Origin of the sequence: Synechococcales cyanobacterium T60_A2020_003, from assembly GCA_015272205.1 — a bacterium.
Taxonomy (GTDB): Bacteria; Cyanobacteriota; Cyanobacteriia; order RECH01; family RECH01; genus JACYMB01.
Window position 1 is genome coordinate 1 of record JACYMB010000266.1, and the last position, 26,062, is coordinate 26,062.

At 52.0% G+C, this 26,062-nt stretch carries 24 protein-coding genes and 2 pseudogenes; 19 read left to right on the plus strand and 7 right to left on the minus strand.

Annotated features, from left to right (window positions below):
• The 4 genes from IGR76_13290 to IGR76_13305 all read right to left on the minus strand — a co-directional run.
• The coding region (locus IGR76_13290) for a FecR domain-containing protein (protein MBF2079452.1) at positions 1-831 on the minus strand (831 nt) is incomplete at its 3' end.
• Between the two features lie 486 nt (positions 832-1,317).
• Entirely contained in the window at positions 1,318-2,598 is a 1,281-nt protein-coding gene (locus IGR76_13295; GenBank protein ID MBF2079453.1) for a histidine--tRNA ligase, read from the minus strand.
• Complete coding sequence (locus IGR76_13300; GenBank protein MBF2079454.1) at positions 2,588-2,881, minus strand: hypothetical protein; 294 nt, start codon at positions 2,879-2,881, stop codon at positions 2,588-2,590. Before IGR76_13300 ends, IGR76_13295 begins: the two co-directional genes overlap by 11 nt.
• A 72-nt stretch (positions 2,882-2,953) precedes the next feature.
• Positions 2,954-3,259 (minus strand): response regulator transcription factor, encoded by a 306-nt coding sequence (locus IGR76_13305; protein MBF2079455.1) that lies wholly within the window; start codon positions 3,257-3,259, stop codon positions 2,954-2,956.
• A 279-nt stretch (positions 3,260-3,538) separates the two neighbouring features.
• Here IGR76_13305 and IGR76_13310 point away from each other — a divergent pair, with 279 nt between their 5' ends.
• The 3 genes and pseudogenes from IGR76_13310 (at position 3,539) to glgP (ending at position 7,895) form a co-directional block, all read left to right on the plus strand.
• On the plus strand, positions 3,539-4,282 hold the full coding sequence (locus IGR76_13310) for a DUF2993 domain-containing protein (GenBank protein MBF2079456.1): 744 nt from the start codon (positions 3,539-3,541) through the stop codon (positions 4,280-4,282).
• 61 nt (positions 4,283-4,343) lie between these two features.
• Entirely contained in the window at positions 4,344-5,009 is a 666-nt protein-coding gene (locus IGR76_13315) for a hypothetical protein (GenBank protein ID MBF2079457.1), read from the plus strand.
• Between the two features lie 234 nt (positions 5,010-5,243).
• A pseudogene (glgP, locus tag IGR76_13320) lies at positions 5,244-7,895 on the plus strand (alpha-glucan family phosphorylase).
• Here glgP and IGR76_13325 read toward each other — a convergent pair.
• Positions 7,878-8,633, minus strand: a complete 756-nt coding sequence (locus IGR76_13325) for a DUF429 domain-containing protein (GenBank protein MBF2079458.1) — start codon at positions 8,631-8,633, stop codon at positions 7,878-7,880. The pseudogene glgP and the gene IGR76_13325 overlap by 18 nt on opposite strands.
• Positions 8,634-9,088: 455 nt before the next feature.
• On the opposite strand from IGR76_13325, the gene IGR76_13330 reads away from it, so the two are divergent.
• From IGR76_13330 to IGR76_13395, 14 genes and pseudogenes are all read left to right on the plus strand, one after another.
• On the plus strand, positions 9,089-10,039 hold the full coding sequence (locus IGR76_13330; protein ID MBF2079459.1) for an orange carotenoid-binding protein: 951 nt from the start codon (positions 9,089-9,091) through the stop codon (positions 10,037-10,039).
• Between the two features lie 326 nt (positions 10,040-10,365).
• Positions 10,366-10,695, plus strand: coding sequence for a hypothetical protein (locus IGR76_13335; protein MBF2079460.1), 330 nt, complete (start codon positions 10,366-10,368; stop codon positions 10,693-10,695).
• A 176-nt stretch (positions 10,696-10,871) separates the two neighbouring features.
• Entirely contained in the window at positions 10,872-11,663 is a 792-nt protein-coding gene (locus tag IGR76_13340) for a fatty acid desaturase (protein MBF2079461.1), read from the plus strand.
• Between the two features lie 73 nt (positions 11,664-11,736).
• On the plus strand, positions 11,737-12,654 hold the full coding sequence (gene rnhA / locus IGR76_13345; GenBank protein MBF2079462.1) for a ribonuclease HI: 918 nt from the start codon (positions 11,737-11,739) through the stop codon (positions 12,652-12,654).
• A 179-nt stretch (positions 12,655-12,833) separates the two neighbouring features.
• Positions 12,834-13,556, plus strand: coding sequence for a pyridoxine 5'-phosphate synthase (locus IGR76_13350; GenBank protein ID MBF2079463.1), 723 nt, complete (start codon positions 12,834-12,836; stop codon positions 13,554-13,556).
• Between the two features lie 268 nt (positions 13,557-13,824).
• Positions 13,825-14,154 carry a DUF2488 family protein gene (locus IGR76_13355; GenBank protein MBF2079464.1) on the plus strand — a complete coding sequence of 110 codons (330 nt, stop codon included), beginning with the start codon at positions 13,825-13,827 and terminating at the stop codon, positions 14,152-14,154.
• Positions 14,155-14,274: 120 nt separating this feature from the next.
• Positions 14,275-15,228 (plus strand): hypothetical protein, encoded by a 954-nt coding sequence (locus IGR76_13360; GenBank protein ID MBF2079465.1) that lies wholly within the window; start codon positions 14,275-14,277, stop codon positions 15,226-15,228.
• A 488-nt stretch (positions 15,229-15,716) separates the two neighbouring features.
• Positions 15,717-16,043, plus strand: a complete 327-nt coding sequence (locus IGR76_13365) for a protease inhibitor I42 family protein (protein ID MBF2079466.1) — start codon at positions 15,717-15,719, stop codon at positions 16,041-16,043.
• A 105-nt stretch (positions 16,044-16,148) separates the two neighbouring features.
• Positions 16,149-17,077: pseudogene (locus IGR76_13370) on the plus strand (cysteine protease).
• A gap of 328 nt (positions 17,078-17,405) precedes the next feature.
• Entirely contained in the window at positions 17,406-17,855 is a 450-nt protein-coding gene (locus IGR76_13375; GenBank protein ID MBF2079467.1) for a MarR family transcriptional regulator, read from the plus strand.
• Positions 17,856-17,990: 135 nt separating this feature from the next.
• On the plus strand, positions 17,991-19,364 hold the full coding sequence (locus IGR76_13380) for an efflux RND transporter periplasmic adaptor subunit (protein ID MBF2079468.1): 1,374 nt from the start codon (positions 17,991-17,993) through the stop codon (positions 19,362-19,364).
• 47 nt (positions 19,365-19,411) lie between these two features.
• On the plus strand, positions 19,412-20,632 hold the full coding sequence (locus IGR76_13385) for an ABC transporter permease (GenBank protein MBF2079469.1): 1,221 nt from the start codon (positions 19,412-19,414) through the stop codon (positions 20,630-20,632).
• A 27-nt stretch (positions 20,633-20,659) separates the two neighbouring features.
• The gene (locus tag IGR76_13390; GenBank protein MBF2079470.1) at positions 20,660-21,394 is read left to right on the plus strand and encodes an ABC transporter ATP-binding protein; all 735 of its coding nucleotides are present in this window, start codon (positions 20,660-20,662) and stop codon (positions 21,392-21,394) included.
• A 105-nt stretch (positions 21,395-21,499) separates the two neighbouring features.
• Complete coding sequence (locus IGR76_13395) at positions 21,500-22,192, plus strand: GvpL/GvpF family gas vesicle protein (protein ID MBF2079471.1); 693 nt, start codon at positions 21,500-21,502, stop codon at positions 22,190-22,192.
• On the opposite strand, the gene cobU is transcribed toward IGR76_13395, so the two are convergent.
• Entirely contained in the window at positions 22,180-22,779 is a 600-nt protein-coding gene (gene cobU, locus IGR76_13400; GenBank protein ID MBF2079472.1) for a bifunctional adenosylcobinamide kinase/adenosylcobinamide-phosphate guanylyltransferase, read from the minus strand. The two genes, IGR76_13395 and cobU, sit on opposite strands and share 13 nt — an antisense overlap.
• 270 nt (positions 22,780-23,049) lie before the next feature.
• Positions 23,050-24,351, minus strand: a complete 1,302-nt coding sequence (hemL, locus tag IGR76_13405) for a glutamate-1-semialdehyde 2,1-aminomutase (protein MBF2079473.1) — start codon at positions 24,349-24,351, stop codon at positions 23,050-23,052.
• Between the two features lie 669 nt (positions 24,352-25,020).
• Here hemL and IGR76_13410 point away from each other — a divergent pair.
• Together IGR76_13410 and IGR76_13415 are read left to right on the plus strand one after the other, a co-directional pair.
• A complete protein-coding gene (locus IGR76_13410; GenBank protein MBF2079474.1) occupies positions 25,021-25,512 on the plus strand; it encodes a DUF1269 domain-containing protein in 492 nt (163 codons plus the stop codon).
• Between the two features lie 274 nt (positions 25,513-25,786).
• Positions 25,787-26,062, plus strand: a 276-nt coding sequence (locus tag IGR76_13415) for a hypothetical protein (GenBank protein MBF2079475.1), incomplete at its 3' end; no start/stop codon positions are given.

Below are 26,062 nucleotides of genomic sequence, written 5' to 3' on the forward strand. Positions count from 1 at the left end.
CGGATCTGACGATTCGGTGGGCATCCTCAGAAAATCAGGCGTTTCAACACTATTCTCAGCAGAAATTGGTTGCTGGCGTTGCAGTGCCGTTCGCATTTCGGCTTGTACAGCAGCGATCGCCGGATCAACTACCTCTGAAGCGTCTAGGGAGGATGAGTCTGCCGAGGATTGCTCAACACCAACCTCGGTTTCGGTTGTCTCGCGATCGCTCCCATCGGGCGGAGCCAGATCCCGGGCCAAGGTGCTAGTTTCGTAGAAGGTTTGGAGGTCAAATTCAAAAATATCCGTGATGCGATCGCCCACTGCAACCGCCATCTCCCCTCCAGCCAAGGTATACTGCTGCGATCCGTCGGTATTGGTGACTTGAATATCACTGTCTGTCAACGCACCCACAACGGTAGTATCCGTTTCTTCGATATAGCGGACAAAAAGAGCAGATCCTTGAATTCCTGCCGATGCATTGGGGGTTTGAATCGTCGTGCGTCCCTGCCCAGGCGGAATCAGAAGCAGTACCGTACCGTTCGAGAGGGAGAAATTGCGCGTTCCCGGTGTGAACCAAAATACAACCTGTTCACCGAGGCGTCCTAGGGAGCCATCATTAAATCGCAGTTCCGCGAGCGCATCATTGGCTGTGCTGAGACCATCCCCAGGAACAAGCACGTCGGATACCTGGGCCAACCGAGAGGATTGGTTCTGTAATAGAAGCTGTACCTGGTTCCGAGTTTCTTCGACCACAGCTCGATTGAGGGTAGTTTCGGCTCGTGCTTTACCAGGAACGGTCAAAAGACCGTACAGCAGAATTGCAAAAATTGAAATTGAACGGCGTACCATAACCTTTTCCTTTAACACAGGATGACGCACATCGGAACTCACGAATCCAGTAGCATCATGCCTAGGGGGATTCTGATGGCGCTACCTTGAGAGGAGCAGAGACGTTACACATTGGGCGATATAATGTTCGGAATCTAAAATTGAGTCAGCGTATTTTAAGAGACGCGCTTAGCCCAGAGATTGCAAAGAATCGCTGTACTGAAACTGCTTTTTACTATCCTGGGCATTCCCTGATACTTTCATTGTTTCTCCAGAACCTGTCCGTGACGTCCGGAGTAGTGCTGAGAACCTCCATACTACAGTCCATACGACGGTCGGGTAAGATGCGGGGACTGTCAAGCTTATGGTTCTTAATAGCAAGCGATCGCCCACAAGAAAAAACTCAGCCCTCTACACATAGAAACTTGGCTGGAGCCTAATGTTCCCATTCTACTCATGTTCTGTGGAGGCTGTTGGGACGTGTTAACGCTGTCGCAATCGAAATAGTTACGCCATTCGCTGTTCAGCAATCCGCTGCTGCCATTTTGCGGCATAACTCATCAGATCCGTCTGAGCAACCGTTTCCTGAGTTCCCGAACCTAACCACTTCACATTGACAGTTCCGGCCTCCGCTTCGGCATCACCCAGTACCAGACAGGCGATCGCCCCACTGCGATCGGCTCGCTTAAACTGCTTACCAAAGGCACTCGCTGTTAAATCCAAATCGACTGAGAATCCGGCTTGGCGGAGGGATTGCGCCAAAATCAATGACTGAGCTTCGGCGCGATCGCCCTTAGAAACCAGATAGAAATCCAGCTCGGGCGTCGGCGTATTCTGCAACTGTTGGAGCAGCAAAATCAGACGTTCCATCCCGATCGCCCAGCCCACCGCAGGCGTATCGGGGCCATTGAGCTGGGTAACCAATCCGTCATAGCGTCCACCTCCGCACACCGTCGCCTGCGCCCCCAAGTCAGCAGAAATAATCTCAAAGGCGGTGTGCGTGTAGTAATCTAGCCCGCGCACCAGCCGGGGATTGAGGACATAGGCAATGTTGAGATCGCTCAGCAACTGCTGGACTGCATCAAAGTGACGTTTGGATGCGTCTCCCAAATAGTCGAGAATGCTAGGGGCATCTTGGGCGATCGCCTTGGTGCGTTCATCTTTGCTGTCCAAAATCCGCAGCGGGTTTCGGATTAGGCGATCTTGAGAGTCCGGGTCTAGCTCGGCTTTGTAGGGTGTGAAATAGTTCACCAAGGCCTCGCGGTAGTGGGCGCGATCCTCCAGATTGCCCACTGAGTTCAAATCGAGGGATAAATTCTTCAGTCCCAACGCTTGCAGAATCTGTGTTGCCACTGCAATCACTTCTGCATCAGCACGGGGATTAGCACTCCCGATCACCTCTACACCCAGTTGGTGAAATTGACGGTAGCGACCTTTTTGGGGACGCTCGTAGCGGAACATGGGGCCTGTGTACCAAAATCGCTGGACACCCCCCTGGGCATACAGTCCGTGTTCAATGTAGGCTCGCACGACCCCGGCGGTACTTTCTGGTCGCAGCGTAATGGAGCGATCGCCCCGATCCAGAAAGGTGTACATTTCCTTCCCGACCACGTCTGTGGCTTCGCCGATACCGCGTTCAAACAACTCGGTATGTTCAAAGATCGGGGTGCGAATTTCGCGATAGGCCGACTGGTCGAGAATCCCACGGGCAACCGCCTCAACGCGCTGCCAGTAGGGAACAACCTCCGGCAAAATATCTTGTGTTCCTCGAATTGCACTAATCGACATGGATGACTTCCCAGGCTCCGTAGCGATCGCCATAATACGCCAAAATCTGCTCCACGCGTTGATGAGATTGGTCATCTACCCCTATCGTATAGCGAATCCAAAGCCCTCCGACTTGGCTCTGGGTGTAGCTAAAGTCCGTTGACGTTTGGGGCAATAGCCCTGTTTCCACCCCATCCACCTGGCGCAAATGGCTGGCAACCTCTCGGTATACAGCCAACGGCATCGTTTCACACTGGATTGTGTAGGGAACGTGCTCTACGGCATTGGACAACCCTTCACTCATACTGTCTCTGCTCTAACTTCGCTATGCTAATTAGCCTTGGGAATCAGGAAGATCTCCGGACATCGTCTCAAGTCAGGATGCGGCATCCAAATCCTGGGGAGGGACTTCAATCTCATTAGTTGAAGTCGGCATCGGCAATCGACAGCAGTTGACATCGTCAATGCACACCTTGCCCCATTGGAGCGCCCAGCGCACTAGCGCCACCCGATTCCCGGTTGCCGTCTTTGTAAGAATGTTGCTGACGTGATTATCGACGGTGCGCTTGCTAATTTCTAATTTCTCAGCAATTTCCTGATTTGTTAAACCAGCCGCAACTAGCTCGACGATCTGAAGCTCCCGATCGGACAGGGAACCCGCCACTTGAGACTCGCTAGCCATAACGTCTTTCTACCCATGTATATGTACCTACCGTCCGTTCCTCCCATTCTAAAGGCATACTGCCGAAAACTCAGCCCTATTTTTTGGGATGACGCCCATACCAAGTTTGAGTTTTGAGTTTTGAGTTAGGGATGCATTGCGCTATCAGCGATTCCATCCGTAGATACATGGTGGTGGGACGCTTCTGCATGGGGCACTGTAGCTCCTCTCGTTGACCTGAAACCTTTCTTAATATTCTGTCGTACACTGGGATGAGTAGGGCAACGAGGCAGGCAACGCGTGAAATTTGGACTGGCAGGCTTGGGTGAGGAAACCTTGAATCGTATTGCAGAGTTGGCGATCGCCTCCCAACTGGACGAGGTGGATCAGCTTAAGGTATGGGTGAAAACGGATTTGGAGTTGCTATCTCAGGGTCGCCTTGCGTCGCTCCACATTGATGGACACGGGCTAGTCATGCGGCGGGATTTACGGCTCCAGCGGATGCGGATCAAGATTAACGATATTGTCGTTAGTCCCTGGAAGGCTCTGCGGGGCAATATTCAGCTTCTAGAGCCAACGACGGGAGAGGCTCAGATTGTGCTTACGGAGGCCGACATCAATCGAGCGTTCAACTCCAGCCTGCTCCAGCCCCAAATGCAAAATCTTTTGTTACCAGTCGAGGGGAAAACGGTACACCTAACCGTGCAGCAGGTCGCCTGTCGCTTCCAATCCGCAGGGGCGATCGCCATTGCAGCGAAGGTTGGGTTACCGGGTCACCATCAATGGTTCCCCGTTGCCTTCACTACCACCCCCCGTATTATTAACAACGGCAAGGCGATCGCCCTGACTGATATCACTTACCATGATGGCAAGGAGTTATCGCCTACGCTAACCGCTGCCCTAGTGGAACAAGCCAGCAATATCTTGGATCTGAGAAACTTTGAGGTAGAGGGCATTGCCCTGCAGCTTCAGCACCTTCACATTGAGCATCAGGCTTTGCGGCTGAACGCGATCGCCCATGTGACCCATTTCCCGCAGGCTTGATCGCCGTTTGAGAGTCTAACCGTCAGCGTTCTATCGTTGTTATCGATCGTTTTACCGATTTATGTCTAGTCCGTCCGACTTCACCCCCCGCCAACTCCGCGATCGCCTGCTGCCTCCCGCAGGCCCCCATTTTGTGCTGGATGAACGGATGCCCGTACGTGTTGATTTCACGTCGGTTGAGGAATCTACTCGATCAGAAACTGAGCAAACCCAAGCCTCTGCCCAAGCCATCAACAGCGCTCTCAACAGTATGCGCAGTATGGCCAATATGGTATCGGATGCAATGTCGGGTCTCGCGAACGAACCCTCACAAGTGAATGTCCAGTTTGGATTGCGACTCGATGCTTCGGGAAAGGCCTTTGTGGTGGAGTCGGAGGATGCCGCAAGTCTCAAAGTCACCCTCACTTGGACACCCCAAACCCCGCCTAGAGAGGTGGAACCCGTCAGAACACCTGCGTGGGAAACCGCTCCCGATCCGCTTGGCGATCAGAGGGAATGGGGCGAGGACGAGTATGACGAAGACGAGTGGAATGACGACGACGAGCGCTTTTGGATAGAGGACGATCGCCCGGAACGTGGGTATTCAGGCGATAGGGGCGATCGCACCGTCTATCGTGACGATGAGGATTACGACTATCCCCAACGCCCGTCATGGTTTAGGCGATCGCCCCGCTCACCATGGTACCGCAATCGGGATGAGGATAGTGATTTCCGGTCGCGGTGGTAGTCGTCAGCGGGCACGATGAATGAGCCAAGCCAGGTCATTCTCACCCTGATGCGACATAGCCTCGGTCTAGATTGCTCGCTAAATGGCCATTACCTATGCAACAGAACATTGCACACATCTAAAGAAATGCTGTAAAGCCTTCGAAATTCTCATAAGCCAAGTCAGAATAGCTTTTACAGATCCCGAAGGGATCCGGCTAGTGCTGACCGTCGCTGGATGTAGAGTGAACCTTATATGAAACCGATTCGCACCTTCAATGTTTCTCCCTCCCTACCCCCCAAGCTAGAACCGCTACGAAAGCTAGCCTGCAACCTGTATTGGGATTGGAACTTTGAAGCTACAGATTTATTTCGCCGTCTGGATCAAGACCTCTGGGAATCGAGCCACTACAATCCAGTATTGATGCTTGGCACCATTAGCCAAGCTCGCTTACAAGAAGTGGCCGAAGACGCTGGATTCTTAGCCCATATGGATCGGGCGATGAGCCAATTAGATAACTATGTGCGCGATCGCACCTGGTATCGCAAACATCGCGGTAACGAGTATCTCAAGACGATTCCCTCCAGCACCTCGGAAAGCACGGCTCACCATGCAACCGAGTGCTATGCCTATTTCTCTGCTGAATTTGGTCTAACCTCCTGCCTGCCGATTTATTCCGGTGGCCTAGGGGTATTAGCCGGAGATCATCTCAAATCAGCCAGCGATTTGGGTCTGCCGTTGGTGGGCGTGGGCTTGCTGTACCAAAAGGGCTATTTTGCCCAGTATCTGAATGCCGATGGATGGCAGCAGGAACGCTATCCCATCAACGATTTCTACAACATGCCGCTGCACCTAGAACGCCATCCCGATGGTTCTGAAATTCGGATTGAGGTGGAGTATCCAGGCCGGACAGTGTACGCACGGGTGTGGCGGGTGCAGGTGGGTACCGTTCCGCTCTACCTGCTGGATACGAATATTGAACCGAATTCCGAGTACGACCAGGATATTACCGACGAGTTGTACGGGGGAGATATCGACCTGCGGATTCACCAGGAAATGATGCTGGGGATCGGGGGAGTTCAGATGCTGCGAGCGTTGGGGCTGTACCCCTCAGCCTATCACATGAACGAGGGACACTCGGCCTTTTTAGCGCTGGAACGGATTCGCGAGATGATGGACGACGACCATCTCAGCTTTGCGGAAGCGCAGCAAGTCGCCCAGGCCAGTCAAATCTTTACGACCCATACGCCCGTGGCGGCAGGAATTGATCTGTTTCCGCCGGATAAGGTCATCTATTACCTGGGACGGTATGCCCAGCGATTCGGCCTTTCGCGTGAGCAGTTTTTATCGTGGGGACGGGAGGAATCTGGCGACCTGTCGGCACCGTTTAGTATGGCGATTCTGGCAATTAAGATGGCGAGTTTCGTCAACGGAGTTAGCAAACTACATGGCGCTGTATCGCGGTCTATGTTTCAAGGTCTGTGGTCTGGCTTTCCAGTAGACGATGTGCCGATCACGTCCATCACCAATGGCGTTCATGCCCTGAGCTGTGTGGCTAAGTCTACGCAGGAACTCTACGACCGATATCTGGGGCCAGGCTGGTCAAATGCACCCGCTGATGAGCCTTTGTGGAAACGGATCGATTCGATTCCCGATGATGAGCTCTGGCGAAACCATGAACGGGCGCGATCGGAATTAATTGTCTTTGTGCGCAATCGCCTTGCGAAGAGCCTACGCGATCGCGGTGCATCACAACTCGAGTTGGAGCAGGTCGCCGAGGCGCTTGACCCCTCTGCGCTGACGATTGGCTTTGCCCGTCGGTTCGCTACCTACAAGCGGGCAACCCTCTTTTTGCGCGATCTAGAACGAATTAAGCGAATTTTGCTGGACTTTCATCGCGATCGCCTCCATGGAAGCCGCCTCGCCAACGAGAAACGTCCGGTTCAGTTTGTGCTCGCGGGGAAAGCCCATCCCAAGGACATTCCCGGCAAAGAGTTGATCCGAGACATCATCCACTTCATTCGGGAAGAAGGCATGCATAACAGCATTGTGTTTATTCCCAACTACGATATCCATGTTTCACGCTTAATGGTGGCGGGGTGTGATATTTGGCTGAATACACCCCGTCGTCCCCGTGAGGCCTCGGGAACCAGCGGCATGAAAGCGGCGATGAATGGACTCCCCAACGTCAGCATTCTGGATGGCTGGTGGGACGAAGCCGACTACGTTCGCACCGGATGGCCGATCGGTCATGGCGAAGATTACGATGATCCAGACTACCAGGACGATGTGGAGGCCAATGCCCTCTACGATCTCCTAGAACAGTAAGTCGTCCCCATGTTTTACGATCGCGATCGCGACGGCATTCCGCGCCAGTGGGTTGCTAAGATGAAAGACGCGATCCGGCTCAACTGTCCCTATTTCAATACGGCGCGGATGGTGGGTGAATACGCGACTCGCGCCTATTTCTCCGCCAGCGATCGCTTCCAGGCGATGATAGCGGATCAGTATGCGGCGGCCAAGAATCTCGCCCACTGGAAGGATCACCTATTCGAGCACTGGTATGAAATCAAAGTTGAGGACGTTTTAACCTCGGCGCAGGATGGCGATGTTAAGGTGGAACAGCCGATTGCGGTCAAAGCGCGCCTGAACCTCGGTGTACTCACGCCTGCCGATGTCACGCTTGAACTCTACTTAGGTGCCATTGATGATAAAGGCGAAATTGCCGAGGCACGCTGTGTGGAAATGGAATACCAAGGGCAAGATCCCCAAAATCCTGCCCACAGTCTCTACACGGCCGATATTGCCTATAGCGCTAGCGGATTCCAGGGATTTTCGCTCCGGATTTTGCCCAAACATCCCCATCTCAGCCATTCCTCGGAGCCGCGACTAATTCTCTGGGCGTAGGTCAGGATTAGCGGCAGGTGCAGGAACGACGATGTATCCCGACGGGCGATCGCCCAGTACCCAGTTGCGGGCATCGCCCCAGTACCACCAGTGGGCGGCAACGTAGGCACACATGAGGCTATCGAGCTGGTCTTCTACAGCTTTCAGTTCCGTGCCTTTGGTGGGAATCGGTGGCAGATCCGTCAGGCTGGAATGGGCGATCGCAGGCTCCAGGGTCGGCAAGATCGTCAGAATGTAGGTACGCAAGCATTCTAGCTCTGCCCGACGCTCTGCCAACCGTCCCTTTTTATATTTCAAAATGCGGTCAAGCCCAAAGAGATGCACCATTGCCGGATGGGGAAAGACTTCAATCTGGTAGCGCTGGGGCTGTTGCGGTGTTAGGGTCGGCGCGTGGGCAAAGCCCATCGACTCTAAGGTGAGGCCAAATTCGACCAACCGGGGGGCAAAGGGGAGACCGAGATTGGCGGGATAACAGCCCGCATGGTACTTGCCAAAGTATTGATGCGCCAAGCGATCGGGCAGGCGCATTCCGGTGGCGTTGGGAATCAGGGTTGGCGCATCGACGGCAATCCCCGCAGGTTCATCGAGAGACACGTGAGCCTTAATCCAGGTGACAATATCGGCGATCGCCCCTTGACGATCCAGATCCTGAAGATGCAGTTCACCGTTGCGCCAATGCAAGCAGCATAAGCCACTCGGCCCAGTAGACCATCCCAAATCGATTCCTAAAAATTTCATAAATCGACAACAACAAAGATTCGGATCGAGCGAAGTTACACTACTTGATCAGAAAATGCCTGCTAACCCAGTACTATACAGTGACTCAATTGAGTACTTCTTTATAGCCATCTTGTTTACAAACAGATCGCGAACTCTATAAGCGCTAAACCAGACATACTGTTAAGCGGTTCCATTGTTCTAGATTGATGTTTTGAGTTCTCTATATCTCAATCTAAAGGAGGGTTAGGGAATTCAGACTTTACTAGGACTCAAAGTAAATTCTAGGATTTTCACTCCCTAAAGAACGTAATTTTTAACACCAGCACTGAACGATTGACTCTCATTCCAAACATTTGGATATCGTTCATATTACCAATCCCTCTGATTGACGCCAGTTTTTTGGACGTAAATTCACATAAGATGTTATTAGAGAATTTTGTCTCAAAAAATACTGTTTGCAAGAGAGTAATCCTATGCCATTTACGATTGATTCGGCTAGAGGGATCTTCCCTAATACTCTATCCGCTGATGTTGTGCCTGCAACCATTGCACGGTTTAAGCAGCTTAGCGCAGAAGATCAGTTAGCTCTGATCTGGTTTGCATACCTTGAAATGGGTAAAACGCTTACCATTGCGGCTCCTGGAGCCGCAAACATGCAGTTTGCAGAGGCAACCCTGAATCAAATTCGGCAAATGTCAGCTTTAGAGCAGTCGCAGGCTATGTGTGATTTGGCAAACCGAGCAGATACCCCAGTCTGTCGCGCCTACGCTAGCTGGTCAGCCAACATTAAACTGGGCTTTTGGTATCAGCTTGGTCAATGGATGGAACAGGGTCTCGTTGCGTCGATTCCAGAAGGCTACAAACTGTCTGCAAATGCAAACGCTGTACTCCAATCCATCTGCACTCTTGATCCAGGACAGCAAATTACCGTTTTGCGGAATGCCGTTGTCGATATGGGGTATGAAGTTGAGAGTGCAGCCAGAATTTCAGAACCTGTTGTACCTCCACAAGACATTGCTAAACGGTCTCAAGCCAAGATCGAAGGGGTGACCAACCCAACGGTCTTGAGTTACATGGATAACTTGAATGCGAATGACTTTGACACTCTGATTGAGTTATTCACCCCGGATGGTGCCTTACAGCCTCCATTCCAACGGCCCATTATCGGGAAAGAGGCCATCTTAAAGTTTTTCAGAGAGGAATGCCAAAATCTGAAGCTCATCCCAGAGCGGGGAGTCTCTGAGCCTGCCGACGAAGGCTATACCCAAATCAAGGTTACTGGAAAAGTTCAAACGCCCTGGTTTGGTGCAAATGTAGGAATGAATGTTGCTTGGCGTTTCCTCATTGATCCTCAAGGAAAGATCTACTTTGTAGCGATTGACTTACTGGCATCTCCTAAAGAGTTACTGAACCTCGCTCGCTAGGAGCATAGTGCTGGAGCAATAAGCGATATGACCCGTGAGGGGGAGAACCACTCAAGATTCTTCCCCTTTTGTGCCAAAAACGAACGTATGATGATTTCCATCGTCAAACTTCGACTCCTTCAAGTCTTGATGTTCATGACGATGTAATACTTCTACTGTTTCCTAGACCAAAAGCGTCGGGGACAATTTTTTTGTGGCGTTTGATTCAAGTTGATGTCTAGCAGTAAGGTTCGATCGCCACAAAAATGGCTTTGCACAATTTAGATTGTAATGTAATCCTAGATGAAGGTAATGACTGATACATAGAATAGATTTTTGATTAGGTAATGTACGACAGCGAAAATAATCAGTGGTCTTCGATCGAGAAGGAAATTGCTCAGGAATTGTTTAAGCGAGCCTATGATCGTGAAATTAGTGCGCTCATCCAAGATGTTCGTGAAAAAGCGAGTGCAATCACTGAACTTGACGATTTGTGGAGTTTACATGATTTCTTGAGCGCGAGAAGACACGAAATCGATGGCAAGTATGATTACGATTATTCATCGCTGCTGTTTATTTTTGCGGAGTTAGTTCGAGATGGCTGGTTGCGCCTTGACGAACTTGAAAACCTCAATAGAGAAAAATTTGCTAAGGTGGCTGCGCTGACAAAAATCTAGGTAAGCTTCCTGACTGGGAGTGATCAGATTTTTGTGTAAGTCCCGGTTCTGGGAAGGAGAAATCAGGGTTTCAGCCCTGTCAGGCACGATTTCCAAAACATTCCTCCTGACTCACGAATTGGTGCTCAGATCCGTTAACATTCAGACTGAGAATAATCACCACAACGGCCTCGCTCATGTTCTACGGGTGGACGAAAGGTTTAATTTCATCACAGAGCCAGTCTGAACATCGGAAACTGGCAGATTCCCCTGTTCATTCAACAGCACCGCATCTTGGATTGGTGATTGCCAGCCTGATTATTGCTGTGTGGGGAATGAGCCTAAAGGAGTTATTGGTCATCGATCTCTCCCTGATTCGGCTTCCGATTCTGGTTCTCTTCATTGGCTGGCAAACGTTCCTGTACACGGGCTTGTTTGTCACTGCTCACGATGCGATGCACGGAGCCATCAGTCCGGGTCATTCTAAAATTGATACTTATTTTGGAACGTTAGCGTTACTGCTCTATGGCCTCTTGCCCTATCAGAAGCTTTGTAGAATTCATAGCCTGCATCACTGCTATCCGGCTAGTCTCCTCGATCCTGACTTCCATGGCGACAAGCATCGCCACGTAGTCCTCTGGTATCTGGGCTTTATCTACAGCCATGGGAGCGCATGGAGTAGTTGTGGGTTGGCTGTGCTTTATCTGATTGCCCACGGGGTGTTTCAGATTGAACATATGAATTTAATTCTGTTTTGGATCAGTCCCTCTCTGTTGAGTTCCTTCCAATTGTTTTACTTTGGGACATTCCAACCCCACCGAGAGCCCCCGGAAGGCTACACGAATACGTTTCGAACGAAAACCATTGCCCGCCCTTTTCTATGGTCCCTTCTAAGCTGCTATCACTTCGGGTATCACTACGAACATCATCGATACCCCGATGCTCCTTGGTGGTTGCTGCCATCTCTAAGACCTCGCTGTAGTCAGTAGGATTCGGCTAGCCTATACTGAATCCACGGAACAGGCCTTTGGTGTCAGTTTTTTGATGAATTCTTGTTTGGCTATGGCATTTTCTTCCAAAATCCTATCGATTTACACTGACGGAGCTTGTTCAGGTAATCCTGGCCCCGGTGGGTGGGCAATGGTCGCCTATTTCAGTGATGACCAGGTGCATGAACTGGGGGGAGCAACGCCCCAAACCACCAACAACCGTATGGAACTCCAAGGGGCGATCGCCGCATTAGAGTTTTTATTAGAAACGCAACAATCCGATCCCGTGACCCTTTTCACCGACAGCGAATACGTCAAAAAAGGCATCACCTCTTGGGTGGCGGAATGGAAGCGGAAAAACTGGAAAACCGCGTCGGGAAAAGCCGTTCAGAATCAAGACCTCTGGGAACAGTTAGACCAGCTTCATACCCAGGTGAATCAGCAGCTTTCTTCACCCCTGCAATGGCAATACGTGCGCGGACATTCGGGCGATCGCGGCAACGATCGATGCGATGAAATTGCGCGGGCATTTTCCCTGGGTTCCTCCCCTACCCTTCGGCAGCGGAATGCGGTAACGAATGCCAGCAAAATCCAATCAACACTTAACGAAACATTACAACTTGCAATAAAAGCCACCCAGGGCACGGAGCGAACTGTTGCACAGACGATACAATCCTCCTACAGTCTCTCTTCGCAACCCGAACCAGCCATGACGGATAATACCCATTCTTTGCAAGGCGAACTGAGTGAAGAACTTCCGCGTGAAGTGCGGGTCGCTCAGCTCCAGAACACCGTTGAAACCCTGCACATTGCCGATGAGATTGCGCGCCAGGGATACCTCATTACCAGTTCAGAACTGGCAGATTTAATGGATGTGAACGCCAGTGCCGTCACCAGCCGAGGCGATAACTGGGTCTGGCGAAACTGGGTGGTGTCGCGGGTGCGGCGGGAAGGAAACCAAATTTTGTGGCAACTGGAGCGGGTGGATTGAGGGGCGATCGCTCTTGCCAGATGCCAAATGTTAAACCAGAGTCAGAATCGGCTCCCGGTGGTATGGAGACTTCGGTATGATTAGAGATTGCAACGGTTTATAGGGTAGAGTCCATGCCTGCCCTAGACTGACCACCGCGAACATCTCATCTGTACACCACTGCACCAGGAGAATCCACCTTGCCTACCTTGGGGGTCAATATTGACCATATTGCAACCATCCGTCAGGCTCGTCGAACCGTTGAGCCTGACCCAATTGCAGCGGCTGTTCTTGCGGAACTCGCTGGAGCCGATGGCATTACCGCCCATCTGCGGGAAGATCGTCGGCATATCCAGGATCGAGATATTTATCTCCTCCGCCAAACGGTTCGTACCCATCTCAATCTCGAAATGGCGGCAACGGATGAGATGGTGGCGATCGCCTTGGATGTTAAGCCGGATTATGTGACCCTGGTTCCCGAACGCCGGGAAGAAGTCACGACCGAAGGCGGGCTAGATGTTGCCGGACAGCAACGCCGCATGACGGATGTGGTCACGGCATTACAAAACGCAGGCATTCCGGTTAGCCTGTTCATTGATGCCGATCCGGCCCAGATCGAAGCCTCGGCCCAAACCCAGGCGCAGTTTATTGAACTGCATACGGGTCGCTATGCCGACGCTAAAGACGACGCCACTCGCCATCATGAGCTAAAACTTCTAGATGAGGGTTGTCAACGGGCGATCGCCGCTGGATTGCGCGTGAACGCCGGACATGGGTTGACCTATTGGAACACCTACGCGATCGCGTGCATTCCCGGCATGGAAGAATTAAATATTGGGCATACGATCATTAGTCGCGCCGCCTTGGTTGGCATGGAGCGCGCCGTTCGCGAAATGAAAGCCGTAATCCGAGGCGAGGTTTAAGAGGATGTTTGAAAATCCAATGGTTGTCATTTTGTCATTATCAGTACTAGTCGATCCCCCTAGCCCCCCTAACCTTCGGGAAGCCGCTTTGCGTCTATAACAAGGGGGGAACCGGCTCGGAAGTCCCCCTTTCCAAGGAGGATTTAGGGGGATCGACAACGCTTTGATAGATGACAGACAACTTTATAAAACATTCTCTAACGCAACTATCCCTAGTTTTGTCTACCCCTAGTTTTGTCCAACGATTGACCAACGATTAGTTAACATCATGACGACTTACTACTACGTTTTAGCAAGCCAGCGTTTTCTCCTCGAAGAAGAACCCCTAGATGAGGTTTTGCGTGAGCGCATTCGTGATTACCAGGAAAAGGAAAAAGAAATTGATTTTTGGCTGGTGAAACAGCCCGCGTTTCTAGACGCACCGGAAATGGCATCAGTGAAAGCGAAATGTCCCCAGCCTGCCGCCGCCATTATCTCAACCAATCCAACCTTCATTACCTGGCTACGCCTGCGGTTAGAATACGTGCTAACGGGTGAATTTCAGGCTCCCTCAACCACCATTCCGGATCCCCTCGCATCTCTAGCCTCTGTGTCCTAAGTGTTGGTGAACGGGTGTGTCTAGGTTGAATCCCTCCTGACCCGTGGGAAACCCGTGTGTATTCTCATCCAGGAGCCGTTTAGCCCAAGGAGACTAGACGAACAGCAATGAGGAGTAAGCATGATTAAACGACATTTAGTTCGCGCTGTCCCCGGTACGGTGGTAGCGTTGGTTGCCCTGGCGATCGCCCCTGGCTTGAGTGGACGGGCGATCGCTCAAGAAACCTATCCAGACTGTCAACCCCCCGATGCCGGGGAATACCTGCTCCTGGTTCAGGGCGACGTTGATACCGCCGCAACCCAAATTCAAGACGCCCTTCCGGAAGAGGTGGATGTCACGGTCTGTAATTATCTGGATAACGTGATCACCCGCGTGGGCGGCTTTACTGATGTCGATACGGCTGCAACCTGGGCTCAGTACCTTTCGGATGTGGGTGGTTTAAGGGCCTACGTTGCCCGTCCACCAGAACCTGCCCCCTCAGAAACCCCGGATGCACCATCTGAGGAACCCCAAGACACAGCGACCCCGGAGGACACACCAGCCGAAACCGAGGAACCGAGCGACGCCGAGCAGCCTGCCGCAGAATCTGCTACCCCAGAGGAGGCTCCCGCAGAGGATACAACGTCCCAAGCGGCTCCTACTGAACCTGTGGCGGTAGTTGCCTTTCCGGCTCCTACGATGACCGAAGAGGCCACGCTAGTCTCAGACGTCACCGAGCCTACAACCGCTGCACCCGAAACACCGGAGGTTCAGCAGCCCTTGACACCCGAAGCCAATCCCGCCACCGCTTCTGAGGTGACTCCCGTGTTTGACCCTAAACTGCTAGGCGATGGGTACGCGGTGCTGGTGGAGTATTTCGATCAACCCGACATTGCGACTCGGTTGCAGGATACCGTGGGGCAGGCGGTGGGTCTAGTGTCCTATAACCAAAAGCCCTATCTATTGGTGTCCCATACCGCCAGCAGTGAAGAAGCAGGAGTACTGCTGCGATCGCTCAGTTCGCAGTTCAACACTATGTTGGTGGATAGCAGTACGGTGGTGTTGCTGAGTCCGGCGATCGCGGTTATTCCGTAACAAATCAGGTTCATGACCGAGATGGAAAAATAGACGAAAGGGCGATCGCTTCTCCCGCAAACACTAGGTCGCCCCTACAGTCCTGTCCTCATTTCCCTCTAGGCCACCCGACCGCCACTGGTGGACGTAGGGGTTCCACTCCTACCCACCGTCCTAACCAACCCTTTGGTTGCTATATGAAGCTTTGTAAGACTCCGCAACGAAGCATGTTGTTCATCGCTGAATTGACAACCTAGCCCCATTACCCAAGTTATGCTGAACATAGCCATCGTTTTGAGTGGTCAATGGGTTTGCCGGACGCCGTCTCCCTCAGCGTCAGGAGGAGGTGCATGATTGATCTTGAAAGGATAGAGGGTGGCGATCGCAATCAGCCGTTCTATCAAAAGGTGATGGCTGTGGGCTCTTTTTTGGTCATTCTAGGCGTATTGCTAGTTGCACTGTGGGGATGTTCCGTTTCTCCCACTACAGATATGACTCAAAGGGTGAGCATGAGTGAAATCACACTGACTCAGGCCGATAACGGCAGGACGATTGATATATGGGTGGGCGATCGCCTTGATGTCAATCTCAGAGAGAACCCGACCACAGGCTTTCAATGGGGCATCGACCAGAATAATGACGAGGTGCTTAGGGTAGAGGGTGCTGAATATATATCACCGACGACTTCACCGATAGGAGGTGCGGGTCAGCGTACCTTTACCTTTATAGGGCAGCAGAGCGGTACCGCCGAACTCCGTCTCAAACTCTGGCGTGAGTGGCAAGGGGAGTCGTCGGTGGTTGAACGATTTACGGTCACGATCCAAGTCCATGATTAGGAAGGGGCAGGGATTCCCTCTGTGGCATGCTACCCCACCCAGTGGCCAAACGATTGACGCTGATTCAATCACTGGAAAGGCTAGACATAAGGAGGATTACGCAGTATTGCTCACACATTTGAAATGCGCGGAATGGGATGGTTACGCGACTATCCGGACTTTCGAGATTACACCATCGAAAAAGATAGCGTTTCACCCAAACTTCAAACCTTAGGACAAACAAAATCGATCAAACAGATGCTGACGGACGTGGGGATATTTGCCCCCCCATCGTCGTTACCCTCAGCGGTAGACTTACGAGCATGGTGCTCGCCCATTGAAGACCAAATGCAGATCGGTTCATGCACCGCCAATGCCGGGGTTGGGTTGGTCGAGTACTTTGAGCGGCGGGCTTTTGGCAAACATTTGGATGCCTCTCGTCTCTTTCTCTACAAGGTCACTCGAAATTTACTGCATTTGACTGAGGATACGGGAGCCTATCTGAGAACCACAATGGCAGCGATGGCTCTCTTTGGCGTCCCCCCGAAGAATACTGGCCCTACACTGATGTCGATCCCGATTTTAATATCGAACCCAGTGCTTTCTGTTATGCCTTTGGGCAAAGCTATCAAGCCCTCAACTACTACCGTCTTGATCCACCGGGAACGTCAACTGAGAAGCTATTAGAGTGGATCAAACTATTCCTGGCCTATGGTCTTCCGCTAATGTTTGGGTTTACCGTCTATGATGCTATCCGACAAGCCAGCGAGACAGGTAAAATCCCATTCCCAACGCCAGGCGAGAGAATCCTGGGTGGGCACGCTATTGTGGCCGTTGGATACGATGACACGATGAAAATTCAAAATACAAATAGAGGGGGGAAAGAAACGACTGGAGCGCTTCTCATTCGCAATTCTTGGGGAACCGAGTGGGGAGATGAAGGGTATGGCTGGTTACCCTATGACTATGTGTTATACGGACTAGCGAATGACTGGTGGAGCCTGTTGAAGCAAGAATGGGTTGATACTGGGGAATTTGGATTACCGGAGTCGTAAGCGTGAACGTAGAACTCGTGGGTGCAAAACCCACAGTTCTGGAACGCTGCATAACAAAACCAATGGGAGTGGGAGAAGAAGAGTGAGTGGCTGGGGTAGCCTCTATTCCGAAGGCTACCCCGATACTCCATTCATCCATCAAAGAGGGGCACGATCGCCCTTTCCTCACAGTCTCAAGCCGAGGGTTAAACTCCAATCTGCGCACTAATCCATAATGCTGAACACTTTGTTCAATAATTACTAAACATTCAAAAATAATGCACTATAATGAAACTATCCTGGAGTAAAAAAGCCCCTAGTCGTGAGTACACCCTCTTCCTTTGAACACATGCATTTTGTCGAAGAAATGGGGCTGATGTTTGAACTGATGGGTATGCCTCGGATGGCGGGGCGGATTTTTGGTTGGCTGCTCATTTCCGATCCGCCCCAGCAGTCCAGTAGCGACCTCGCCGACGGATTGCAAGCCAGCAAAGGGTCGATTAGCAGCATGACCCGCCTACTCATTCAGATTGGCCTGATCGAACGGGTGGGCATTCCGGGCGATCGCCGTGATTATTTTCAAATTAAGCCCCACGCCTGGGGGCAGCTCATGGAGCAGCAAATCTCGCAAGTCAAGATGTTTCGACAGTTGGCTGAACGGGGATTGCAACTTGTGCAGGATGAGCCGCCTCCTCTTCAAGACCGCTTGAAGGAGATGCACAGCATCTACACCTTTTGGGAGCAGGAGCTTCCCCAAATGTACGATCGCTGGGAGCAGCAGCAATCGTCTGTGCTCTGACCGCTCCATACTTGGAAATCTTGGCTAGTTCAGCCTTGAAATTCTCCCATTGGGTGAATGAATTCATTTGGGCCGCTTCTTAAACTGGAACTAGTGGATGTAATCCTTGTGAAACCACCCCTACCATTGCAAATCATGGACACTATGCCATTACCGTTTGTGGGTAAAGGCCGGAAACCTAACCCCTGGATTATCGGACTCGTTGCAGCGGGACTGGTGGGCACGACATCGGTGGTGCTGCTTCAGGCGCGCAAGCCAACGACAACCGCTGAGCAGATTGCCGAACTGACGATTCCCGTAGAGGCCAGTCCCCTGACGGTGCGAATTCGAGCCAGCGGCACGGTACAGCCCGTGCGAACGGTGAATGTGAGTCCGGCAACGTCTGATATTGTGCAGGAACTCTTTGTAGAACAGGGCGATCGCGTCGAGAAAGGTCAGGTGATTGCCCGCATGAAAAGTGAAAGCACCCAGGCGGAAGTCGCCCAAGCCCAGGCACGGGTTGCCCAGGTTCAAGCCCAACTCGATGAACGACTGGCGGGAAACCGTCCCCAGGATATCGCCCAGGGACAGGCACGGGTGGAGCAAGCCCAAGCCACCGTTGTCCAGGCCGAGTCTCGCTTAAACCTGGCGAATGAACGGGTGGATCGCAACCGCTTTTTGCAAGATCAGGGTGCCGTTTCCCAAGACACCCTGGATGAAGCCCTGAACGAAGCGGCCACAGCACGGGCGAGTTTAGAGCAAAGTCAGGCGGCGTTACGGGAGGCTCAGCGGGCGTTAGATCTGCTGGAAAGCGGCAGCCGAACTGAACAAATTGCTAGTGCACGGGCACAGCTCCAAGAGGCGATCGCCAACCTTGATGCAGCCAATTCTCGTCTTGAGGATACCTACGTGCGTGCGCCGTTTAGCGGGGTGGTGACGCAGCGTTACGCCACGGAAGGCGCGTTTGTGGCCCCCACGACCTCGGCATCCACGGCATCCTCAGCGACATCCTCGGCGATCATTGCCCTCGCGGAAGGTCTGGAGGTTCTAGCAGAAGTGCCCGAAGTGGACATTAGCCAGATTAAACCGGGACAGAAGGTAGAAATCATCGCCGATGCCTATCCTGACGAGGTCTTTGAAGGACGGGTGCGGCTGATTGCCCCGGAAGCGGTGGTGGAACAGAATGTCACCTCGTTTCAGGTGCGGATCGAACTCCTTACCGGGCTGGATAAGCTGCGATCGCAAATGAATGTAGACGTAGAGTTCATCGGCGACCAGCTCGAAAATGCGCTGGTTGTACCGACGGTGGCGATCGTCACCCAGAATGGCGAAACGGGCGTGCTGGTTCCCGATCAGGAGAACCAGATTCGCTTCCAACCGGTAACGCTGGGGCCTGCGGTGGGCAACGAAACCCAAGTGCTGGATGGCGTTAAAGAAGGCGATCGCATTTTTATCGACCTGCCACCAGGACAAAGTTTGGAAAATCTCAACTTTGGGCGTCGTCCGCCTAGCAATGAGGATGGTCAATAAAAAATCCCGTTTCCCTAATACAGATCGGAATCCCACGGAGACTCGGAATGGATATCGGTGAAAGCCTACGGATGGCGGTTAAAACCCTGACAGCGAATAAGCTACGCAGCACGCTCACCATGCTAGGTATCATCATTGGCAACGCCTCTGTGATTGCGATGGTGGGCATTGGTGAAGGGGCGCAGAGTTTTGTTGCTGAGGAGATTGAAAGCCTTGGGCCAAATCTCCTGTTTGTAATTCCAGGAAATCAGGAAACCCAACGTTCCACGTTTAATGTTCCTAAAACTCTAGTCCTGGAGGATGCAGAGGCGATCGCCACTCAAGTCTCTTCGGTTCGCGAGGTGGCTCCAGAATTTAACGATCGCGGCCCTGTAATCTACCGCAACCGCAACGCGAACGCCACCATTATTGGCACGACCCCTGGATTTTTAACCGTTCGCAGTTTTGAACTCGATTCAGGTCGGTTTTTTACCGACCTAGACATGCAGCGCAGTACGCAAGTAGTGGTGTTGGGGCATAAGCTTGCAGCCCGCCTCTTTCGGGAAACCGATCCCATTGGGCAACAGGTTCGCGTGGATGGGGTCAGTTTTCAGGTGATTGGCGTCCTGCAAGAAAAAGGGTCGGGTCTGGGAGGGGTAGACTATGACGAGTCGGTCTTGATGCCGTTAATCACCATGTCGCGGCGGTTGACGGGGCAAACCTCACCCTACGGCATTGAGCTAACCTATATTGTGGCCTCCATCGACAATGAACAGAATATGGGAGCCGCGCAGTTTCAGATTGAGAACCTGCTGCGCCTGCGCCACAAAATTTCGGGAGAGGATGATTTCACCGTTCGCAGTCAGAAAGAGTTGCTAGAGTTCACCGGAACGATTACGGGCGCGTTAACGGCTATGCTAGCGGCGATCGCCGGAATTTCCCTATTGGTGGGCGGTATTGGCATTATGAACATTATGCTGGTGTCAGTTCGGGAACGGACGCAGGAGATTGGTCTACGGAAGGCGATCGGCGCATCCGGGCAAGATATTCTCGTGCAGTTCATGATCGAAGCAGTAATTTTGTCGGCGGTGGGTGGTGTGATCGGAACTCTAATCGGGGTTGGCGGTTCAGTGATGATTGGTCAAGTCACGCCTTTCCAACCGGGGATATCGGTGAGTGCGATTGTGACCTCGGTTTGTGTGTCGGGGGGAATTGGCCTCTTCTTTGGTGTGGTTCCGGCTCGCCAAGCGGCTAAGCTTGACCCGATCGTAGCCCTCCGCAGTGCGTAATCTGGCGTAATCCAATGAGGCAGTTCCATGACCATTTTGACCGCTAAACCCATCATCCAGTTGGAACACATCAGCAAGATTTACGGTTCCGGTAATACCGAAGTGCGGGCACTGTCGGACGTCAATTTAATCGTCAACGACGGCGAATACTGTTCCATCATGGGGCCTTCGGGTTCCGGCAAGTCCACGGCTATGAACGTGATTGGCTGTCTCGATCGCCCCACCGAAGGACGATACTACCTGGATGGGGTGGATGTGGCTCAGTTGAGCGATCGCGATCTGGCTCACATTCGGAATCGCAAGATTGGCTTTGTGTTTCAGCAGTTTCACCTGTTGCCGCAACTGACGGCCTTAGAAAACGTCATGCTGCCAATGGTCTATGCGGGTATCCCGATGGTGGAACGCAAAGAACGAGCCGCCGAAGCCCTGAGCCGCGTGGGTCTGGGCAATCGTCTGAACAATAAACCGAACCAGCTTTCGGGCGGACAGCAGCAGCGGGTGGCGATCGCCCGCGCTATTGTGAATCATCCTGTCCTGCTTCTTGCCGATGAACCCACCGGGGCACTCGATACGAAAACCACCCAAGAGGTGATGCACATCTTTTCAGAGCTGAATGAGAGCGGCATGACCGTCGTAATGGTGACCCACGAACCGGAAGTGGCGAAATGTACCCGTCGGATTGTGTGGTTTAGAGATGGTGAGGTGATTCATGATCACCTTACACCAGAGGAGATGGTGCAGGTGTCGGTAATGGCGGGTTAGGGCGATCGCTCCTGACATCAACCCCGTAGCTCAATCGATACGTGACAATTCTACAAGCTATGCAAACGACGCCAAAAAATCTGCGAGGATAGAAGCGTACGCCCCATGGTTTCAAGTATTCTTCGCTCAATGTATATCTACGCATTTCTTGAAACCCCAGAGTCTTCCTTCTGTCTCCCGCCGGGAATCGCCGGAGAGTTAAAGCTGGTCAGTTGCGATCGCCTATCGGTCGTTGTGGAGCCGGATTTGAAACCTGAAGCCATTCAAACTGCAGATGATGACGTTCAACTGCAGGCGATCTTGGCGCATGATCGCGTTCTGCGGGAACTGTTCATCCATCGGGAACTCTTGCCTGTTCCATTTGGTACGTTTCTGCTGTCGCAGGATGTATTAATGGACTATCTACACGGACACAGCGCTGAGTTTTTAGCAAAACTGGATCATGTGCGTCACAAGGCAGAATACACGCTCAAGCTCCTTCCCAAAGAATTTAACCTTGAATCAGACTCGACTCCGCTGAAAGGCAAAGAATATTTCTTGGCGAAAAAACGTCGCTATGAGGCTCAAGTTCAACAACAAGCGGAACAACAAGAGCAGCTAGAAAACTTAGTTGACCTCATTGCCCAGCAGTATCCAACGGTTCAAGGGGAAACGAAGGACGGCATCGGACGTATTTTTATCTTGGGCGATCGCCGCCAAGAAGCGACCCTGCTAAACCATGTCCAGGATTGGCGCGATCGCTGTTCCCTGTGGGAAATCAATATCAGTGAGGCACTGCCTGCCTATCACTTCGTGTGAGGATACGGACGTTCATCCCAGGGATCAGCGACCTTCTCCGCGATGCAGTGTCCCAAATGCCGCAAATCCAAGGCATAGCCTGCAGTCACGAGATACACGGCATCCGCCAGCGCCGCAATTTGCCGGGTTAGCGATCCCAGGCGATCGCGAAACAAGCGTCCTGACGGATAGGCAGGGATTACGCCCCAGCCCGTTTCCTCGGAAACGAATATAATTGCCCCTGCTGTAGCGTGGAGTGCGTTTAGAAGCGTCATGACAACAATTTGCCAATGCTCCTCATCTTGCTCCAAATAATGCACGATCCAGGTTCCCAACGAGTCTATGAGTAGACAGGTATCTGGTGGACAGGTGGCGATCGCCTCTGGGAGTTCAAGGGAGAGTTCCATGGTTTGCCAGGTTGCTGGACGCCGCTGCTGGTGGTTTTGAATGCGGGCGACCCAATCTGCATCGCTTGCATCAACGGCTGCTGTTGCTACATAGGTGACAGCCTGCCCTGATGTATGCGCTAGTCGTTCCGCCCATTCACTTTTACCGGAGCGAGCAGGCCCTGTGACTAACACAATCCGTGACGTAGGGTTGGAAGACATAGATTTCAAGTTGGACGAACTGGATTTGGCAGGGGGCGATCGCCCTAAAGCACCAAGATTCGGATGCTGTGATGGAGCAAAAAAAAGGGCAACGCTAAATTTGCAAATTGCCCCGCGTACTTTCCCTATAAGAAAGACTTCTTTATAGTAGCGATCGCCCTTTGATTTAGAACAGGACACAGACATTTTTCGATGTCTCATCATCATCACATCGCGTTTTCGCTGTGATCCATCACCCTTGAGTCCATGGGTGATGAATGAGAAACATCCCTACAAACCTTGCATCACCGTTCGTGCCGCTTCCAGCGTCCGGGCGATGTCCTCATCCGTATGCGCCAGCGAGGTGAAGCCTGCTTCAAACTGCGATGGAGCTAGGTATACCCCTTGCTCTAGCATTCCTCGGTGAAAACGACCAAACTTGGCTAAATCGGATTTCTTCGCATCATCGTAGTTATGCACAGGCCCTGCCGTAAAGAAGAACCCGAACATCGCGCTGATGCTGCCGCCACACGCGTCGTGTCCCGTTTCTTTCGCAATGGCGAGTAGCCCATCCGTCAGGGTCTTCGTCACACGGTCTAGCTGTTCGTAGGTTCCCGGTTGACGTAGCAGTTCCAGCGTTTTGATCCCCGCAGTCATCGCCAGCGGATTTCCAGACAGAGTTCCCGCCTGATACATCGGGCCAGCAGGGGCAACCATTTCCATAATTTCGCGGCGACCACCGTAGGCACCCACAGGCAACCCGCCGCCGATCACTTTACCCATGGTGGTCAAATCGGGGGTAATGCCGAATTTCTCCTGGGCACCGCCATAGGCAATGCGGAATCCAGTCATCACTTCATCAAAAACCAACAGTGCCCCGTTTTCTTGAGTCAGCACCCGCAGCCCTTCGAGGAAGCCTGCATCGGGGGTGATAAAGCCAGAGTTGCCCACTACAGGTTCTAAAATGATGCCTGCGATTTCACCGGGATTCTCAGCAAAGAGGGCTTTGACGGCTTCCAAGTCATTGTAGGGTGCGGTCAAGGTGCTTGCTGTCACGGATTTGGGAACACCCGGAGAATCGGGCAGTCCCAGCGTGGCCACGCCCGATCCAGCCTTGACTAGGAACATATCGGCGTGACCGTGGTAGCACCCTTCGAACTTAATGATTTTCTCCCGTCCGGTATACGCCCGCATGAGGCGCAGCACCGCCATGCAAGCCTCGGTGCCAGAGTTGACAAAGCGCACCATCTCAACGCTGGGAACGGCATCAATTACCATTTCCGCCAGCACATTTTCTAGGTAGCACGGTGCGCCAAAGCTGGTTCCTTTTTCCAGTACCTCATGCAGTGCTTTAATCACGTCAGGATGGGTATGGCCGCAAATGGCAGGCCCCCAACTGCCTACGTAGTCAATGTATTGGTTACCATCTACGTCCCAAATGTAGGCTCCTTTGACGCGATCAAAGACAATGGGTTGCCCACCCACCGATTTGAAGGCGCGGACGGGGGAGTTCACGCCGCCGGGCATCAGCTTTTGAGCCGCTGCAAAAATTTCTTCTGATTTGGTTGTTTTCAAAGCAGAGGTATTAACCAAAGCTCTCTCCTTATCTGTTTCGCTTCAGGATTTTCGTGTCGTATGTCGTGACAAATTAAGCCATTTCCCTATTATCCTACTGAGGTTGACCGCTTCGCCCGACTGGCGAAAAAATCTAGTGATTTGTGTAGTTGTTTTTTCTTATCACCATCGCTGGAGTAAAGTCACAAGTCCTGATGATTGGGCGATTGCCCTTCAGTTTTGTTCCCGCATTGAGGGTGCGATCGCTCAAAAATTCGACAAATTAATATTGTTTTACGTTTTGACTGACCATCTATCGAGCGCGTTTCTTCAATCTCTTGCTAGAAACACTTTTCGACCTCTGACGTTGGTCTCCAACAACGCAAACTAACCACAACAGCCGTTAAGAAAATTCATATTCAGTCGCCCATTGAATTCCCAACCCACCTAAGACCTCCCTTCCCAATAGGATTGACCCGTTTTGAATAAGGAAAACTCGCCTTTGGGATGACCCCCTCGATCAATGGGCTGTGTAACGTTGACTAAAGAATCTAGGGGATAAATCCATCAAATTTTGTGGGCATAGCCTACCAAATTGTGCTTCCTGCGGTAGTTTTACTATTGCAGGGAGCGTTCTTTTACCTCGCAAAGGTAAGAGAACCGTGAGTTATTCAAGCATGTGAAGTTCATACTGTAAGGAAAACACGAATGGCATATTTAACCGTTTGGAAATTCGAAAACGCTGAGGGTGCACGTACCGTCCTCAATAAACTGGCGGAACTCCAGAAGCAACATTTGATTGAAATTCAAGATGCCGCCATTGTCACGTGGCCAGCCGGAAAGAAAAAACCTAAAACCGAACAGGCTCTGCCCCTAGTTAGCTTGGGTGCCCTGGACGGGGCATTTTGGGGGATGTTGTTTGGTTTGATTTTCTTTGTGCCGCTTTTTGGAGCCGCCGTGGGTGCGCTGGCGGGTGCCTTGTCTGGCACAATGCGGGATTACGGCATTAATGACGATTTCATTAAGGACGTACGCGCCAAGGTTACGGAGGGAACTTCAGCTCTGTTCTTGATGACTGGAGCTGTAACCCTGGATAAGGTGGAAGAGGCTCTAGAAGGACAAACCGCTGAGTTGATCCAGTCAAATTTATCGAATGAGCAAGAAGCGAAACTGCGGGAGCACTTTAGCCCAGAGGCATAACGTCTGATACCCTCAGGGAGTACAAGCCAAGCTGGATAGGCATCTGGCAATAGTCCGTTGTGCTCCCTAGGGCAAGGTGAGGGCGACCGCTATTTCCCCAATATCCCCCCACAAGCAATGGGGTATCTAAGCTTGCAGCCGGTATACCCATGTTGATAGGGGGTTTGATACGTCAATGGTTGTAATGATAAGTACTGGTCGTTTCCAGGATTGGATCTGGAGCTGGCTAGGCAGCCGTATTCTCTCTTAAATCCATCTCGATGAGGACGAAACGATGCAATACACCTTTAAACGGTTGAGATTTCACTTTGTTGAACATGCAGCTCGGCAAGTTTGGCATGAAGGCAATACTTCCGACGCCGTCATGGACAGCATCCAGCAGGAACTCCAACGGGGACTCACCGAAGACGAAGTCGCCGCGTTCCATGAACATGTTCACCTCCTGTGTTCCGAAGCGGATAAGCTCCTGCGGAGTCGGATTCCCAACGATGTACCCTCGCGCGATCGCACCATTGAGCTATGGGGCTATCAAGACATCCAGCCCCTGCAT